The organism is Sphingomonas sp. G-3-2-10 (genome assembly GCF_012927115.1).
Lineage (GTDB): Bacteria > Pseudomonadota > Alphaproteobacteria > Sphingomonadales > Sphingomonadaceae > Sphingomonas.
The window spans coordinates 2,470,250-2,486,687 of record NZ_JABBFY010000001.1 but is presented as its reverse complement, the minus strand read 5'-3'; the positions used below and the strand labels follow the sequence as shown (position 1 = coordinate 2,486,687).

Here is a 16,438-nt window from a genome sequence, read left to right as displayed (position 1 = left end):
AACCGGTTACGGACAAGGCTTACCGGGCAGTCGCCCGACAAAAAATGATACGAACGCCATTTTCCGCGCCGGGCGCGGGCGCAGGAGGGGAAGCAATGCTCGACACCAGGATCTCGCGACGGGCGGCGCTGCTCGGAGCAGGCGCGATCGCGGCCTGGGCGGCAAGCCCGGCGCGGGCGATGCTCCAGTCCGCGACCCGGCTTCCCGTGCCCGCGTTCATCGATCCGCTGATTGCGCAGATGACCGTCGCCGAAAAGGCGGGGCAGTTGAGCCTGATGGCTGCGGCATGGGGCGGCAGCGCGGCGCCCTCCCTCAATCCGGCTTCGCGCGGCCCGAATTTCGAAGGGCAGCTCGAAGAAGTCCGCAAGATGCAGTTGACCGGCGTGTTCAACGGCAACGGCGCGGAGATGGCGCGGCGGATGCAGACCGCGGCGATGACGCAGAGCCGCCTCAAGATTCCCCTGATCTTCGCCGCGGATATCATCCACGGCCATCGCACCATCTTTCCAATCCCGCTGGGCGAAGCGGCGAGTTTCGATCTCGACATGATGGAGCGCACCGCCCGGATGGCGTCGTACGAAGCCGCGGCATGCGGCATCGACTGGACCTTCGCGCCGATGGTCGACATCGCGCGTGACCAGCGCTGGGGCCGCACGATGGAAGGCGCCGGCGAGGATGTACTGCTGGGCGAACTGATCGCGGCGGCGCGCGTCCGCGGCTTCCAGGGCAAGGACCTGAAGGCAAATGATGCGATGCTGGCCTGCGCCAAGCACTTCGCGGCCTATGGCGCCGCCGAGGCGGGGCTCGATTACAACACCGTCGATATTTCCGAGCGCACGTTGCGCGAAGTCTATCTGCCGCCGTTCCGTGTCGCGTTCGATGCCGGGGCGATCACGACGATGGCGTCGTTCAACGAGCTTTCGGGCGTTCCGGCCACCGGCAATGAATGGCTGCTGCGCACGCTGCTGCGGGACGAATGGGGCTTCGAGGGCTTTGTCGTTTCCGACTATACCGGCGACGAGGAGATGATCGCGCACGGCTTTGCCGCCGATGCGCGTGACGCCACCAAGCTCGCTTTCCTCGCCGGGGTCGACATGAGCATGCAGAGCGGCTTCTACCGCCAGCATCTGCCCGACCTGGTCGAGGCGGGCGAGGTGCCGATGGCGCGGCTCGACGAATCGGTACGCAAGGTGCTGGCGACCAAGGCGCTGCTCGGCCTGTTCGACGATCCGTTCCGCCGCATCGACGTGAAGCGCGAAAAGGCGCGCTCGCGCACCAGGCCCGCGCTCGCGCTGGCGCGCGAATCTGGCCGCAAGTCGATCGTCCTGCTCAAGAATGACGGCGCACTGCTGCCCCTGCCCAAATCGGGCCGGAAGATCGCGATCATCGGCCCGTTCGCGGCCGGCCCGCACGATCTCAATGGCGGCTGGGTCGTCTATGGCGACAACAAGCTCGCGGTCGATCTCGCCACCGGCATCAAAGCCGCCGTGGCCGATCCCGCTCTGGTGAGCATCACCCCGGGCTCGGGGATCGAGGAAGCGATTCCCGGCGGGATCGAAGCGGCGGTGGCCGCGGCGCAGGGGGCCGACATCGTCCTGCTCTCGATCGGCGAGGGCGAGCGCATGTCGGGCGAAGCGCAGTCGCGCACCGAGATCGTCGTCCCGGCGCCGCAACAGGCGCTGGCCGAGGCAGTGGCCGCGACCGGCAAGCCGGTGGTAGTCGTGCTCCGCAACGGCCGCGCGCTGGCGCTCGAGGGCGCGGTAGCCAAGGCGCCGGCGATCCTCGTCACCTGGTTTCTCGGCTCGGAGAGCGGCCACGCGATCGCCGACATATTGTTCGGCGATTTCGGGCCCTCGGCACGCCTGCCATGCAGCTTCCCGCGCCGCCCGGGCCAGCAGCCCTATCATTATGATCACAAGCCGACCGGCCGCCCCAATCCGAGCGACGACAAGCTCGAGCCCTACAAGGCGCGGTGGCGCGAAATTCCCAACTCGGCGCTCTATCCGTTCGGCCACGGCCTGACCTATGGCGACATCGCTTATTCGGAGCTGTCGGCGCCCGCTACGCTGGGCTGGAACGGCGAGATCGGCGTCTCGGCGCTGGTGACCAACAAGGGAAGCCGCACCGCCGAGGAAGTCGTTCAGCTCTATATCCGCGATCGCACCGCCAGCGTGACGCGCCCGGTGCGCGAACTGAAGGCCTATCGCACCGTCCGGCTCGCGCCCGGCGCATCGGAACGGGTGACCTTCAAGCTGACGCGCGAGCAATTGCTGTTCATCGGCCGCGAGAACAAGCCGACCGTCGAGCCCGGCACGTTCGACGTCTGGATCGCGCCTTCGGCCGAAGCGCCGGGCGTCCATGCCCGGTTCGAGCTTCAGGCAAGCTAGGCCGGGTCGCGCCCTTCGCCCTGCAGGTCGCGCACGATCTTCGCGTGCGCGCCCTTGCCCAGGGGGTTGAGCAGCATCAGGAAGCAGGAAATGGCGAAGAAGGCGAGCGGCACCGCGGCGATCGTCCAGCGCATCCCGGTCAGCGTCGCTTCGCTCTGCGCGACATTCGAGACGAAGCCCGAAGCGTCGAAGCCGAGGCCAAGCACCGTGGTGGCAAGTCCGATCGCGACGCGCTGAAGCAGGGATGCGAGGCCGAACACGGCGCCTTCGACGCGCAGCCCGGTCACCTGCTCGCCATATTCGATGGTGTTGGGCAACATCGCCCAGAAGACGAAGTGCAGCCCGACGATCAGCGCCTGCATCGCGACGAGGAACAGCTGCATCGTCTCGACGCGATCGATGCGGACGAGCATGAACAGCGTGAGGCCCGCCATGCACAGGCCGGCGGCGAAGAACCACACGCTGCGCGTGCCGGCCACCCGCTGGACCGCCATCCACAACGGCACCGCCGCGCCGCTGACCAGCCCCATCCACGCCAGCGCCGATTGTCCGGCAGTCGCGTCGTCGAGGAAATATTTGAAGTAATAGAGTACCGATTTGTTGAGCAAGGTGACCGCGCAGATCATCGCCATCATCGCGAGGTTGAGCGTCACAAAGGCGCGGTTGGCGAGCAGGCTGCGCAGGCTTCTCATGATCGAAGGCGGCACGGCGGGCGTGGGCACCTGTTCTTCGCGATAGGTCGCGCCCACCAGCAACAGGATCGCCGTGGCGACGATCGCGAAGACGACCGCCGCGCCGAGATAGGCCTGCGCGGAAACGCCGCCGCCGCTGAGCCAGGTGCCGATCGGCACGGTGCCGCGCGCGACCAGCACCCAGGCCATCGTGCCGAACAGCATCCGCATGCCCGCGACGAATGCGCGGTCGCGGCTGTCGAGGCTGATCCGCGCGCTCATCGCCAGATAGGGCACGTTGATCGCCGCATAGGCGCTGCGGAACAGCAAGTGACCGATCACCACGAAAGCGATGCCCCAGGCGCCCGCCAGCGGCGGCGGCAGATAGGTGAGCACGCAGGCGAGGCCCAGCGGCACGCTGCCAAGGATCAGCACCCGGCCATAGCCGCGTCCGGGCACCTTCCGGTCGGTAATCGCGCCGGCAATGAAATTGGCGATGCCGTCCCAGATCGACGCGACGGTGTAGATCATCGCCGCGGTCGCCACCGGAAGGTCGAGCGCCTCGGTGTAGTAGAACAGCAGGAAGAGCATGATGCTCTGCCAGTAGAGATTGAACGCGAAGTCCCCGAAGGCGAAGAGCAGCAACCGTGCGCGCGGCGGCGCCTGGCGCAGGCGTGCGATCATCGCGTGATCGCGATCCGCCCGGCGCGCGGCTGATCAGGCAAGGTGAAGTCGAGGGTCCGCGCCGCAGCGTCGGCGGTGACCGCCACGCCCCTGACGCGGCCTTGCCCTTCCCATCCGTGCACCGTCACGCGGATCTCCTTCCACCACGGCCGGAACGCCCCTTCGCGCGTACCGAACTCGATCTCGAGGCCGGTGGAGGTGACGCTGCACCGAATCGTCTGCCGAAGGAAGGCGCTGTTCACGCTGACGCCATCGTCCCAGTAGAGCGCGCCCATGCACCCTTCGCCCGGATAGACGTGCAGTTCGAGCGGGCCCTGCGGGATTTCCGCAGTGCTCTGGACGAGCGGCTGGCGTGGCAGGATCGTGCCCGCGCGGACATAGACCGGCAGCCGATCGAGCTGCGGCGTCTCGCGCTGGCGCTCGCCTTCGACCGGCAGGCCGGTCCAGTAATCGAACCAGCCGCCCTTGGGCAGGCAGATGTCGTAACCCTGCGGCGATTCGGGCTTGGGCGATGCGGCGATTAGCAGGCTGCGGCCGAGGGTGAACGCCATCGACTGGTCGCACGGCGCAGTCAGCGCGTCGGGATAGTCGTAGAAGACCGGGCGCAGAATCGGGTCGCCCGTCCGCGCATTCTCCTCGGCCACTGCATAAAAATAGGGCATCAGGCGGTAGCGTGTTTCGATGAAGCGGCGGCGGATCGCGAGATGCTCGGGGCCGTCGACCCAGGGCTCGGTGCGGGGTGTCCCCTTGGAAGCATGGACGCGGAAGATCGGCGTGAACGCGCCGATCTGATACCATCGGGTCAGCAGTTCCGGGCTCGGTCCGCCGGTAAAGCCGCCGATATCGACGGCAGTGTAGGAGAAGCCCGACAGACCGAGATGCACGGTCTGCTGAACCGACAGCTTCAGATGATCCCAGGTCGAACTATTGTCCCCGGTCCAGGTGGCCGAATAGCGCTGTCCGCCGGCATAGGAGGCGCGGGTCATCACGAACGGGCGCAGTTTCGGACGAAGCCGCTGAAGCCCCTCGAACGTCGCGCGTACGTTCATCATGCCATAGATGTTGTGAGCCTCGGCATGGTTGGCTTCGCGCGGGGCGAAATCGTCTCCTTCGATCCGGTGACGGACGTCGAGCGGCATCGTCTTGGTCGGCGTATTGAACACCGCGGGCTCGTTCATGTCGGCCCAGATGCCGGCGATCCCGGCATCGAGCAGCTCGCCGAACAGGCCGCCCCACCAGCGGCGTGTGGCTTCGCGCGTGAAGTCGGGAAATACCGATGCCCCCGGCCAGACCGGCGCGACATAGAGGCTGCCATCGGCGTTGCGGACGAAATGATCGCCCTTCAGGCCGCTGTCATAGGGGGCATAGCCCTGATCGGGCAGGGCCGCGACGTGGAGATCGGTGATCGCGACCAGCCGGATGCCCGTCGCGTTCATGTCGCCCGCCAGCTTCTTCAGGTCGGGAAAGGCCTTGGTATCGACCGTGAACGGGCGGTTGCGATCCTGGAAATCGATGTCGAGCCAGATCACGTCGACCGGCACGCGATCCCCGCGCAGCCGGCCCGCGATCGAACGGACCTCGCCATCGTTCATGAAGCTCCAGCGCGATTGCTGGTATCCGAGCGCCCAGCGCGGGACCAGCGGCGCCTTGCCGGTGAGATCGGTGTAGCGGCGCACCACCTCGGCGGTGCTGGGCCCGGCGATGATGTAATAGTCGATCGGGCCATCGGGGGCGCCCATCGCCAGCACGCCGGTCTCGCGCTGTCCGAGATCGAACCAGCTGCGCCAGCTATTGTCGAGGAACACGCCATAGCTGCCCCCCGGGCCGCCGACCGAGATGTAGAAGGGAATGGATTTGTAGATCGGGTCGCTGGTCGCGCTGAAGCCGAATGCGTCGGTCGCCCAGTTCACATAGGAAGCGCCGCGCCGGTCATAGGGGCCGGTCTTGTCGCCGAGGCCGTAGAGGTGCTCCCCCGCCGGCAGCGCCTTGCGGAGTTCGAAACCGCGTCCGGTGAGCCGGACGGGATCCGCGGCGTCGCTGGTGATCGGCTTGCCGTCCGGGTCCGTTACCGACAGGCGCAGCGTTTCAGGATCGATGCGGACACGGAGCGCCGAAGTGGTGAAGCCGCCGGCGACGGGCGTGATCGCGGCGCGGCGCTTGCGCGTCTGCGCCGACACGGCCCAGCTCGCATCTTCGCCAAACCGGCCGTCGCGCGCGATCCGCACGCGCAGGATGGAGTCGGTGAGTGCGGTGACCCGGACCACCGTTTCGCCCTTGCGCGCCTCGGCGCCATCGTCTCGCGCGGTCAGCTGCTGCGCGGCGGCGAAGGGCGCGGCGATCAGCCCGGCGAGCAGGAGCAAGAGGGTCCGGACGATGCGCATGGCGGGTTCCTCTTCCGATTACGTTCGCGATGAAGGGCTGCTGCTGCGGGCCTAGCGCCGTTCGAGCCACCCGCCGGTGAAGCCGAGCCGCTTCAGCCCGGTGCGGACGTGCGGATTCTTGCGCATCGTCCGCCACACCAGTCCGCTGCGATGGTTCTCCAGCATGACGAGGATCGGCCCCTGATCGATGCCGAGATGGTCTTTCGCCACCCACCCGGATGTGGCGTCGACAGTGCCGCTGCGGCTGTTCTGCCCGGTGAAGGTGAAGCTGGGGTTGAACGCATCTTTGAACCCGTAGCGGGTGTAGAGCCGGTCGCCGTACAACGCCTTCATCGCCATCAGCGCGGGAATGGTGACCTCAGGCGCGAAGGGGATCGATCCGCCTGCGGCGGTCGGCACGATGGTGCCGTCATCGACCACACGCTTCGGACTCACGCCACGCGCCGAATAACCCTGGAACCGGCGCTCGATGCCGTTGACGCTGAGTCCGTTGAATCCGCCGGGCCCGTCCGACGCGGTCCAACCCCAGATGTCGCCGGAATAGCCCTTCCAGCGATTGGGGTTGTCGATCCCATAGGCGCGCTGCGCCAATGTCGCGCGGCGGCTATTCTCGAAATAATCGATGCCCTTCTTCGCCATATATTCGTCGCGGATGCCGCGGAAATCGACCCATGCGTGGGAGTATTGGTGCCCGAACAGCGGTTCGAAGGTCAGATGCTCCTGCCCATAATAGGTGCCCCAATCCTCTTCGAGCTTCGCTGCCCAGCCTTTGTCCCATGCGTCCTTGTCGATCGCGTGGGTCGGCGATCCTGCCGCCAGGATATAGACGAGCATGCCCTCGTTATAGCCGACCCAGTCATGGGTCTCCCAGCCGCGCTCGGGCTTCCAGCCCATCGTGATGCCATGCGATCCGGCGAGGTTGCGCGCCTCGGTGCCCGTGGCGGTACGCTGCGCCCATTTCCAGTCGACGCGGCGATAGATTGCCTCGGCCAGCTCGCGGATGCGGCGCTCGGTGGGGTTGTTGCGATCGTAATAGCTCTGCGCGAACAGGATGCCGCCAAGCAGCAGGCTGGTGTCCACCGTCGACAATTCGGTCGTGCCCCGGCGATGACCGGTGTCGTTCTGGAGGAAGTGGTAGAAGAAGCCCTTGTACCCGGAGACGCCCGTCGCCGCCGGCCCCTGGGGCGCATTGTGATAGAATTCGACGCATTTCAGCGTCCGTTCGGCTGCCGCCTGCCGCGTGACGTAACCGCGCTCGGCACCGATACCATAGGCCGTGATCGCGAACCCGGTCGCGGCGACGCTGGAAAAGGGATTCGAAGGCCAGCGATCGGGCGCGAGGCATGTGTCCGCGCTCGTGGTATCCCAGAAATAGTTGAAGGTCCGCCGGCTGAGGTCCTCGAGAAAGCGTGCCTGCTCTGCCTGGGTTTGCCCGGTCGCGGCGGCGGGAGGGGCGGCTTCGATCCCTGCTCTGGTGCATCCGGCCAGCAGCGCGGAGGCGAACAGGGCAGTGAGGCAGGCCTTGCGGTACACACCGAGTCTCCCGGCAGCGAATTCAGAAAGTACCACCGCGTGAGACGAATCTCACGCGGTGGCGGAGGGGAGGTCAGAAACGGAAGCCGGTCGACACCTTCACCGTGCGCGGCGGCCCATCGGTCGCCAGGCTGGTGTTGCGCAGTCCGGTGATGTTGTTGAACCCGTTATAGTTGCGGTCGTCGAACAGGTTGATCACGTCGACACGGACCCAGATCTGGGTGTCGTCGGTGAGGAAGCGCAACGGCAGATATTTGGTGACCGAAAGGTCCATCTGGCGAAAGCCCCAGCGGTCGCCATTGCCTTCGGTCTCCACCGAAGTGACCGTGCGGTTCGGCGGCGTACCCGGGATGCCGATCAGCGCCTTCATCCAGATCGGCGACGCGATCTGGAACTTGGCCGCCATCGTCACGCCGATCGGCAGGTCGACCGTGCCCGCCGCCACGAAGCGGTGGGTGCGGATGCCCGACGACGGTGCGAACGGATAATCCTGGATGCTCGGGAAATCGAGGCTGAAGACCTCGCCGAACTGCCGGTTTTCCTCCGCCTTGGTGTAGGTGTAGGTCGCGTCGAGGCTCCAGGGCGACGCCGGGGTGTAGCGCTTGGTGAGCTTGGCATAGCCGGTGTCGGCGCGCGTCTCGATTCCGTTGTCGCCGATGATGATCGATCCGAACGGCGCCGGCGCGAAGCCGAACGGCGAGTCCGGATTGCCGGTCGCGGGGAAGAAGGAGCCGTTCGCGCGACGGTTGCCGAGCAGGTAAACGAACCCGTCATGGCTGGAGACGTGCGAATAGCCGACTTCCAGATCGACATTGCCGAAGCGCCCGCGCACGCCGAGGCTGAACTGATCCGAATACGGCGTCTTCAGGTCGTTCTTGATGAAGCGCAGCTCGCGGCCGGCGCCTGCGGGAAGACCCGCCACCAGCGCATCGCGACCCGCCTGCGTCAGATAGACCGGGTTCCACGCGATGCAGGTCGCGCTGGGCACGCACACGTTCACCGTGTCGCCGGGATTGTTGAAGTTGAAGGTGCGGCCGGCGGCCTGTCCCTGCGCCAGCTCCTGCTGGATGAAGTCGAACTGGGTGCGATCATAGGAACGCCCGAAGCCGCCGAAGATCGTGAACCGGCCGTCCTCGTCCAGATCCCAGCTGAAGCCCAGGCGCGGCTGCCATGCACCCGTGAACGCCTTACGCTCGCTGCCCGTCGAGATGTAATCGCGGATATTGTAGTTGGCGTTGGTCAGGTTCGGATAGTTGGCCGGGCCGACAGCCGTGACCTGCGCCGCCGGATGGACATAGTCGAGGAACGCAGGCGTCCGCTCATAGTCCCAGCGCACGCCGAGGTTCAGCGTCAGCCGGTCCGTCACGTCCCAGTCGTCTTGGGCATAGATGCCGAACTGGAAATTCGCCGATTCGATCTGCGGATCGACGCCGACCGTCGTCTGGAACGTCATCTGGTACGGCGTGGTCGTGTTGAACGCGCCGCCCACGGGCGTGAAATAGCGGAAGGTGGGATTGTAGCCGTTGAGCTGAAGCGACTGGAGCGTGACCCACTTCGCCTTGGCACCGACCTTGATCGTATGCCCCGCGAAGCCGGTGAAGGTGAAGTCGTCCGAAACCTGCCAGCCCTTCTGGCCCTTGTCCTGGAAGTTGGTGCCGCCGCCGGTGCTCAGCACGTCGCCGCGCTGGATCGATCCGCCCGGGTTTTGGATCTGGACGTTGTAGAAGAAGCGGGGCTGCTCGAGGAACGGGCTGGGGTTCCAGCTCACATCCTCATAGGCGACCTTGAAATCATTGTTCCAGGTGTCTTCGGTGTGCTGCCAGCGGGCAAGGCCACGCCATTCGACGACGCGCGCCAGCGTGCGCGTCTCATAGGCGTTGATGCCGCTGTTGAACTGCTCGCCCGATTCGTCGCGATACTTGCCGGAGAATTCGAACAGGTCCTTGTCGGTCGGCGCGAAGCTCAGCTTGCCGAAATAGAGGTTCTCGTTGAACGTCTCGTTGGTCGAGCCGAACACGCCCTGAAGCGAGGACGGGAAGTAGCTGACCGGAAGGCTCAGCCCGGGCGTGATGTCGCGCGGGCTGGTGCGGCGCTTGCCTTCATAGGTGACGAAGAAGTGCAGCACGTCCCTGATGATCGGGCCGCCCAGCGCGCCGCCGAACTGCAGATCGCGGCTGGGGACCTTGACGGTGAGTTCGCTCGGGCGCCAGTCGCGGAAGTCCTGGTTGGTGAAGTCGATGAAGCCTTCACCATGAAACTCGTTGGTGCCCGACTTGGTGATGGCGGTGATCGCGACCGAGCTGACCTGGTCGAACTCCGCCTTGTAGTTCGAGCTGATCACCCGGTACTCGCCGACCGCGAGCTGCGGGAAGGGATTGCCCTGGGTCGAATCCTGGCCGGTGATGCCGTTCTTGAGGACATAGTCCTTCTGGCCGACGCCATCGATGAAGACGTTGACGGTGCTGCTGTTCTGCGCCCCGCCCTGAACGCGTGACTGATCGCTGCCGTTGGTGACGAACTGCACTCCGGGCGCGAGATCGGCGAAGGCAAGGAAGTTGCGGTTGTTCTGCGGCAGCTGGTCGATCAGGCGCGAGCTGATGGTCTTGCCGACTTCGCCGCCCTGGGCCGTGCGCAGCTGGCCGCCGGTGACGACGATCTCGTTGCTCGCGCCAGCGCTCTCGCCCGCGAAGTCGAAATCGAGCACTGCGGTCTGGGCGACTGCCAGCCGGAACTCGTCGGTCGTGCGCGGGCCCGCCGTGGTCGTGATCTCGAGGCGATAGGTGCCGGGGCGCAGCGATGCGAAATTATAGCTGCCGTCGGACCGTACTTCGGCGGTGCGCCGGTAGCCGCTGCCGACTTCGACCGCGACGACTTCGGTCGCGGTGCTGCCGTCCGGCATGGTAATCGTCCCGCGAAGCGACGCTTCGGATACCTGGGCATGCGCCGGCGCGATGGCGATCGCCGCCATCGAGGTGCCCAGCATCAGCGCAGCGGCAATGTGCATTGCCCGGCCGTGCCGCGAATTGGTGTTGTCGCGTGATCGATTCGGCATCGAAATTCCTCCCCTATTCCCTGTTCCGACCATTGTTTTTCCGGCCCGTGCGCATCTGCGAATCCATGCGGATTGCCACGAGTCGGTCGTGTCGAACGGCATCCGACTAGCATATGTAACCGGTTTCATATAGAGGATTGCGCGACTGATTTGCCAGTCGCGTCGAGAAGCGCTTCGTCAAAAGGGGCGGCGGTCGATCCACGGCATCGGGATCCGGAGGGGAAAGAGATGCGCATTTCCAGGCTGTTTCGCGCCGTTGGGCGGATGCTGACGGGAATCGTGCCGCTCCTGCTGCTGGCCGCGCCGATCGGCGTGCATGCGCAGACTTCGCTCAAGGTGATGACGTTCAACGTGCGGCTGCCGCTGGCCTCCGACGGCGCCAATAGCTGGGACAATCGCCGCGAATTCGCGGCACAGGTCATCGCGCGCGCTGCGCCCGATGTCATCGGCACCCAGGAACTGCACAAGGTGCAGGGCGACGATCTGGTGGCCCGCCTCCCGCAATATGCGTGGTTCGGGATCGACCGCCGCGGTGGCCATGCCGACGAGCATATGGGCGTCTTCTATCGCCGCGACCGGCTGAAGATCCTCGACTCCGGCAATTTCTGGCTATCCGACACGCCCGAGGTGCCGGGCAGCATTAGCTGGGGGCATCCCTATCCTCGGATGGTGACGTGGGCGCAGTTCGAGACGATCCGGGGACGCCGGCGCTTCTACCTGTTCAATACGCATCTCCCTTATCGCGCCGAAGATGGCGCCGCGCGCGCGAAGGGCGCCGCGCTGTTGCTGGCGCGGATCGATGCGATCGCGGGCAAGTCCCCGGTGGTACTGACCGGCGATTTCAACACCACGCCGGACACCGATGTTCACGCGCTGCTGACGGGGGAACTGCGCGATGCCTGGGTGACTGCCCGGCGCAGGGTGGGGCCTGCCGAAACCTTCCACAATTTCACCGGCGTCGCGGATCGGCGGATCGACTGGATCCTCACGCGCGGATTTGTCGCCCGGCGGGCCACAACGCTAACCGACCATCGCGGCCCGCTGCAAAGCTCCGATCACTTTCCGGTGGTGGCCGAACTCGGCTGGCGCCGAGCCAGGGAACGGCGCGTTGAGGAGAAGCCGGGAGGAAACGCCGTCAATCGACCTTTCGCACCAGCCGCATGCATAGACTCCCGATTACCGGTCCACGGCCAACACCGTGAATGCTCTGGCCGAAGCAGGTTATGGGGCAAATCCCATAACGGCTTGCCGTGGCAAACGCTTCCCTCGTGAACGACGGTTTTCCGGGACTTTCCGCCCGATGTTGCGCCATTTTCCGGTAGCAGTTTTGTCGTAACAAACGCTCTCCGGGGACCGTCTTCCCGACGATCCCCGAGCATTTTTGATGCTTTGAGAGTAGCTGGTGCCCAGAAGAGGACTCGAACCTCCACGGCCTTGCGACCGCCAGCACCTGAAGCTGGTGCGTCTACCAATTCCGCCATCTGGGCACGGGGTAGGGGGCGCGAACTACGGTGGGGGCATGGGGTTGTCAACCGCGGGAAGCGCGTTTCCGGAACATTTTTCGAAAGAGGCTCATTCGGCGAGTTTGCAGATGTCGATCCAGCGGGTGGAGACCAAAGCCGCCAGACGTTCCGGCGTCATCTCGACCGAACTGGTGAGCGATCCCGCCGCGGGGAAGACGGTGGCGTAGGGGCGGATCGAGATGTCGCAATAGACCGGGACCGGGGTCGCCAACCCGAACGGGCAGACGCCGCCGACCGGGTGACCGGTCACCGCCAGCGCTTCCTCCGCCGCCAGCATTCGGGGACGGCCGCCGAATTCGGCCTTGGTCTTCGCATTGTCGATCCGGGCGTCGCCGCGTGCCACAACGAGGAAGACCGATTCGCCGACCCGGAGCGCCAGCGTCTTAGCGATCCGGGCGGGTTCGACGCCGAGCGCGGCGGCGGCTTCGGCGACGGTGGCGGTGCTGACACCATGATCGATCAGCGCGAGATCGGGGGCGTGTTCGGCGAGCCAGGCGCGGGCAGTCTCTAAAGTCATGCCCGGCGCTTATCATGAAGCGCGCGCGCGCCTATAGCCGGGGCAGCGCAGGGGGAGGAACATCATGGCCATCATCGCGACCGGAGCGCCGCCCGCGCGCAAGCCGAGCCTGTGGGGGCATCTCTATCTGCAGGTGCTGGTGGCGATCGTCGCGGGGGTGGCGCTGGGGTATTTCCGGCCTGCTCTCGGCGCGGAGATGAAGCCGCTGGGCGATGCCTTCATCGCGCTGGTCAAGATGATCATCGCGCCGGTCATCTTCATCACGCTGGTCAGCGGCATCGCCGGAATGCGCGAGATGCGGTCGGTCGGCCGGGTCGCGGGCAAGGCCTTTGCCTATTTCCTGTTCTTCTCGACGCTGGCGCTGATCGTCGGGCTGGTGATCGCCAATCTCGTCCAGCCGGGCGCGGGGATGAACGCGAACCTCACCGCCGACGATGCCGCCGCGGTGAAGACCTATGTCGACAAGGCGCATGACCAGACGATCACCGGCTTCCTGCTGGCGATGATCCCCAGGACGCTGGTTTCGGCCTTCACCGAAGGGTCGCTGCTTCAGGTGCTGCTGGTGTCGATCCTGTTCGGCGTGTCGCTGTCGATCGTCGGCGAGCCGGCGCGGCCGGTGGCGGACCTGATCGAGCGGATCGGGCTGGTGATCTTTCGCCTCGTCGCGATCGTGATGCGCGCCGCGCCGATCGGCGCATTCGGGGCGATGGCGTTCGTGATCGGCAAATACGGGCTGGGTTCGCTGGTTCAGCTGGGCCAGCTCGTCGCGACCTTCTATCTCACTTCGGCGATCTTCGTGCTGGTCATCCTCGGCACGGTCGCGCGGATGGCGGGCTTCTCGATCCTGAAGCTGATCCGCTATCTCAAGGCCGAGCTGCTGCTGGTGCTGGGTACATCCTCCTCCGAAAGCGCGCTGCCCTCGCTGATCGAGAAGATGGAACGCGCGGGGTGCGCCAAGCCGGTGGTCGGGCTGGTCGTGCCCGCAGGCTATTCGTTCAATCTCGACGGCACCAACATCTATATGACGCTGGCCGCGCTGTTCATCGCGCAGGCGACGGGGACCGATCTGTCGCTGGGCCAGCAAGTGTCGCTGCTGCTGATCGCGATGATCAGTTCGAAGGGGGCGGCGGGGGTTACCGGTTCCGGGTTCATCACGCTGGCGGCGACGCTGTCGATCGTGCCGTCGGTGCCGCTGGCGGGGATGGCGCTGATCCTGGGCGTCGACCGGTTCATGAGCGAATGCCGCAGCCTGACCAATTTCATCGGCAATGCGGTGGCGACGATCGTGGTGGCGCGCTGGGACGGCGCGCTCGATCGCGAGGCGCTGGACCGGGCGCTGAATGGTCCGATGCAGGACAAGCCGGCGGCGATCGGCCCCGAAGCCGATCCCGACTGATACAAACTGATACAACTCGACTCGGAGCGGCGTGCTATCCGGAAACATTCCGAACACATTCACACGCAAAGCCGGAAACATGCTTCACCAGACTCCGACCACTGCTGCCGCAGCAGCGACCCTGCTCGTCGTGGACGACGATCGCGATATCCGCCAGTTGCTGGCTGACAGCCTCGGCGCGCGCGGCTATCGCGTCGAGACCGCCGCCAGCGCGCGCGACATGGACCAGATCCTCGCCCGGATTCCGGTCGATCTGATCATCCTCGACGTGATGATGCCGGGCGAGGATGGCCTGAGCGCCTGCCGCCGCATCGCGCGCGACGACGGCCCGGAGATCGTGTTCCTGAGCGCGCTGGGCGAGGAACATGACCGCATCCTCGGCCTCGAGGTCGGCGCGGGTCATTACCTGACCAAACCCTGCAGCCCGCGCGAGATCCTCGCCACGGTGCGTGCGGCGCTGCGCCGTCGCGGGGCGGGCACGGTCAGCGACGGGCACCAATATGTGTTCGACGGCTGGCGAATCGATCTCGCCTCGCACGAACTGTTCGATCCGCAGGGCGTGCTGGTCGGACTGACCGACGGCGAATTCGCGGTGCTGCGCGTGTTCATCGAGCGGCCGCGCCGGGTGCTGTCACGCGAAGCCCTGTTGTCGGCCGCCCGCGGACCGGATTCCGACGCCTATGACCGGGCGATCGACGTGCAGGTCAGCCGGTTGCGGCGCAAGCTGCGCGCGGGGGCGGACGAGATCATCCGCACCGTGCGCAACGAAGGCTATCTGTTCGTGCCCCGCGTGTCGCGCGCATGAACCTGCTCCGGCGGGACAGCGCGGCTTCGCCGCTGTTCCTGCGGATCTTCCTGCTGATGCTGGCCTGCGTTGCGCTGGTCCAGCTGCTCAATTTCAGCCTGTCGTTCGCGGTGCCGACTCCGGCGGCGCGAGTGACGACGATCGGGCAGGTCGCGCAGGCGCTGACCGGTGCGGTGGGCCATGTACAGGGTCTCGAGGAGGACGCGGACGCGAAGATCGATCCCAGCGTGTGGGAGCCGAGGACCGAGCGGACCCGCTTGTCGCTGGCGATGGCCCTGGGCGTGCCCGAGGATCGCGTCGACTTCGGGTTCATCGCACCGGCCTTTTCAAAACCGTCTCAGGTCTTCGACCGTTCGCGCCTGCCGCCGCCGGTGTTGCCCGCCAATCCCTCGGCAGCGCGCGACGTGATCGCGGTGGGCGAGTTCGTGGCGACCTATCGCCGGCCGGACGGCAGCCTGATCAAGCTTCGCACCGAGCGGCACGGAATGGCGGCGTGGCAATGGATGAGCCTGACCTGGCTTCTCGCCGGCGCGTTGGCGGTCATTCCCTTTGCGTGGATCCTGTCGCGGCGGCTCGCCAAGCCGATCGCAGCGTTCGCCGAGGCGGCGGACCGGCTGGGGCGCGATCCGCGCGCGGCGCCGCTGGCGCTGACCGGGCCCGCCGAGATCGCCGAAGCGGCGGCGGCGTTCAACCAGATGCAGGCGCGCCTCAATCGCTATGTCGACGATCGCTCCACGGTGATCGCGGCGGTCGCCCATGATCTGCGCACGCCGTTGATGCGGCTGGAGTTGCGGCTGGAAAATGCACCCGATCCGGTGCGCCAGTCGTGCGAGAAGGATATCCGCGAAATGGAGGCGATGGTCGCTGCGGCGATGGCCTTTGTCCGCGACACCAACCAGCCTGGCCCGCGCCGACCGCTCGATCTGCGTTCGCTGGCGGAGAATGTGACCGACGATCTGATCGATCAGGGGCACAAGGTCGCACTCGCACCGGGAGAGCCGATCGTGCTCGACGGCAATGCGGTGGCGCTGAAGGCGCTGTTGTCGAACCTTGTCTGCAACGCCGTGAAATATGCGGGCAGCGCCGAAGTGACTCTGGCTGAGCGCGACGGGCAGGTGGAGATCGAAGTCCGCGACGAGGGGCCGGGCATCGCGCTGGAAGATATCGATCGCGTGTTCGAGCCGTTCTTCCGCGGCGAACCGTCGCGCAATCGGGATACCGGCGGCATCGGGCTGGGGCTGGCCAGCGTGCGTGCCGTTGCTCGCGCGCATGGCGGAGATGCCACCGTCGAGAATCGTCCCGAAGGCGGGTTGATTGCTCGCGTGTTGCTGCCCGCCTGAACCCAGACATCAAGCGAAATCCTCCGGAAATATACGTAACCGAACCGTAACGACGGGGCGGATCGAAGGGTTTTGAGCTGAGCGGGAATGTAAACCGTAAGTCGGCGGATGACGCCATTGACGAGCCGCGCGGACGGATCGAGCGAATA

10 protein-coding genes and 1 tRNA gene are annotated in these 16,438 nt (G+C 66.0%); 5 read left to right on the top strand and 6 right to left on the bottom strand.

Annotated features, from left to right (window positions below; genetic code table 11):
• The first annotated feature begins 95 nt into the window (after positions 1–95).
• Complete coding sequence (locus HHL13_RS12585; RefSeq protein WP_169555989.1) at positions 96–2,387, top strand: glycoside hydrolase family 3 N-terminal domain-containing protein; 2,292 nt, start codon at positions 96–98, stop codon at positions 2,385–2,387.
• On the opposite strand, the gene HHL13_RS12580 is transcribed toward HHL13_RS12585, so the two are convergent.
• The 4 genes from HHL13_RS12580 to HHL13_RS12565 form a co-directional block, all read right to left on the bottom strand.
• Positions 2,384–3,742 carry a glycoside-pentoside-hexuronide (GPH):cation symporter gene (locus tag HHL13_RS12580; protein ID WP_169555988.1) on the bottom strand — a complete coding sequence of 453 codons (1,359 nt, stop codon included), beginning with the start codon at positions 3,740–3,742 and terminating at the stop codon, positions 2,384–2,386. The genes HHL13_RS12585 and HHL13_RS12580 overlap by 4 nt on opposite strands.
• On the bottom strand, positions 3,739–6,123 hold the full coding sequence (locus tag HHL13_RS12575; protein WP_169555987.1) for a TIM-barrel domain-containing protein: 2,385 nt from the start codon (positions 6,121–6,123) through the stop codon (positions 3,739–3,741). Before HHL13_RS12575 ends, HHL13_RS12580 begins: the two co-directional genes overlap by 4 nt.
• 51 nt (positions 6,124–6,174) lie before the next feature.
• Positions 6,175–7,656 (bottom strand): glucoamylase family protein, encoded by a 1,482-nt coding sequence (locus HHL13_RS12570; RefSeq protein WP_346775549.1) that lies wholly within the window; start codon positions 7,654–7,656, stop codon positions 6,175–6,177.
• 73 nt (positions 7,657–7,729) lie between these two features.
• Positions 7,730–10,708 carry a TonB-dependent receptor gene (locus HHL13_RS12565; RefSeq protein ID WP_169555986.1) on the bottom strand — a complete coding sequence of 993 codons (2,979 nt, stop codon included), beginning with the start codon at positions 10,706–10,708 and terminating at the stop codon, positions 7,730–7,732.
• 150 nt (positions 10,709–10,858) lie between these two features.
• On the opposite strand from HHL13_RS12565, the gene HHL13_RS12560 reads away from it, so the two are divergent.
• The gene (locus HHL13_RS12560; RefSeq protein WP_240953702.1) at positions 10,859–11,980 is read left to right on the top strand and encodes an endonuclease/exonuclease/phosphatase family protein; all 1,122 of its coding nucleotides are present in this window, start codon (positions 10,859–10,861) and stop codon (positions 11,978–11,980) included.
• A gap of 128 nt (positions 11,981–12,108) precedes the next feature.
• Here the strand turns inward: HHL13_RS12560 and HHL13_RS12555 are convergent.
• Both HHL13_RS12555 and HHL13_RS12550 read right to left on the bottom strand, forming a co-directional pair.
• Positions 12,109–12,195, bottom strand: a tRNA-Leu gene (locus HHL13_RS12555).
• A gap of 85 nt (positions 12,196–12,280) precedes the next feature.
• A complete protein-coding gene (locus HHL13_RS12550; protein WP_169555985.1) occupies positions 12,281–12,748 on the bottom strand; it encodes a YbaK/EbsC family protein in 468 nt (155 codons plus the stop codon).
• 64 nt (positions 12,749–12,812) lie between these two features.
• Between HHL13_RS12550 and HHL13_RS12545 the strand changes: the two genes are divergently transcribed.
• The 3 genes from HHL13_RS12545 (at position 12,813) to HHL13_RS12535 (ending at position 16,289) form a co-directional block, all read left to right on the top strand.
• Positions 12,813–14,144: a dicarboxylate/amino acid:cation symporter gene (locus tag HHL13_RS12545; RefSeq protein ID WP_169555984.1), complete on the top strand. Its 1,332-nt coding sequence runs from the start codon at positions 12,813–12,815 to the stop codon at positions 14,142–14,144.
• Positions 14,145–14,223: 79 nt separating this feature from the next.
• Entirely contained in the window at positions 14,224–14,949 is a 726-nt protein-coding gene (locus HHL13_RS12540) for a response regulator (protein ID WP_169555983.1), read from the top strand.
• Positions 14,946–16,289 carry a HAMP domain-containing sensor histidine kinase gene (locus tag HHL13_RS12535; protein WP_169555982.1) on the top strand — a complete coding sequence of 448 codons (1,344 nt, stop codon included), beginning with the start codon at positions 14,946–14,948 and terminating at the stop codon, positions 16,287–16,289. The genes HHL13_RS12540 and HHL13_RS12535 overlap by 4 nt, the downstream gene beginning before the upstream one ends.
• Positions 16,290–16,438 lie beyond the last annotated feature (149 nt).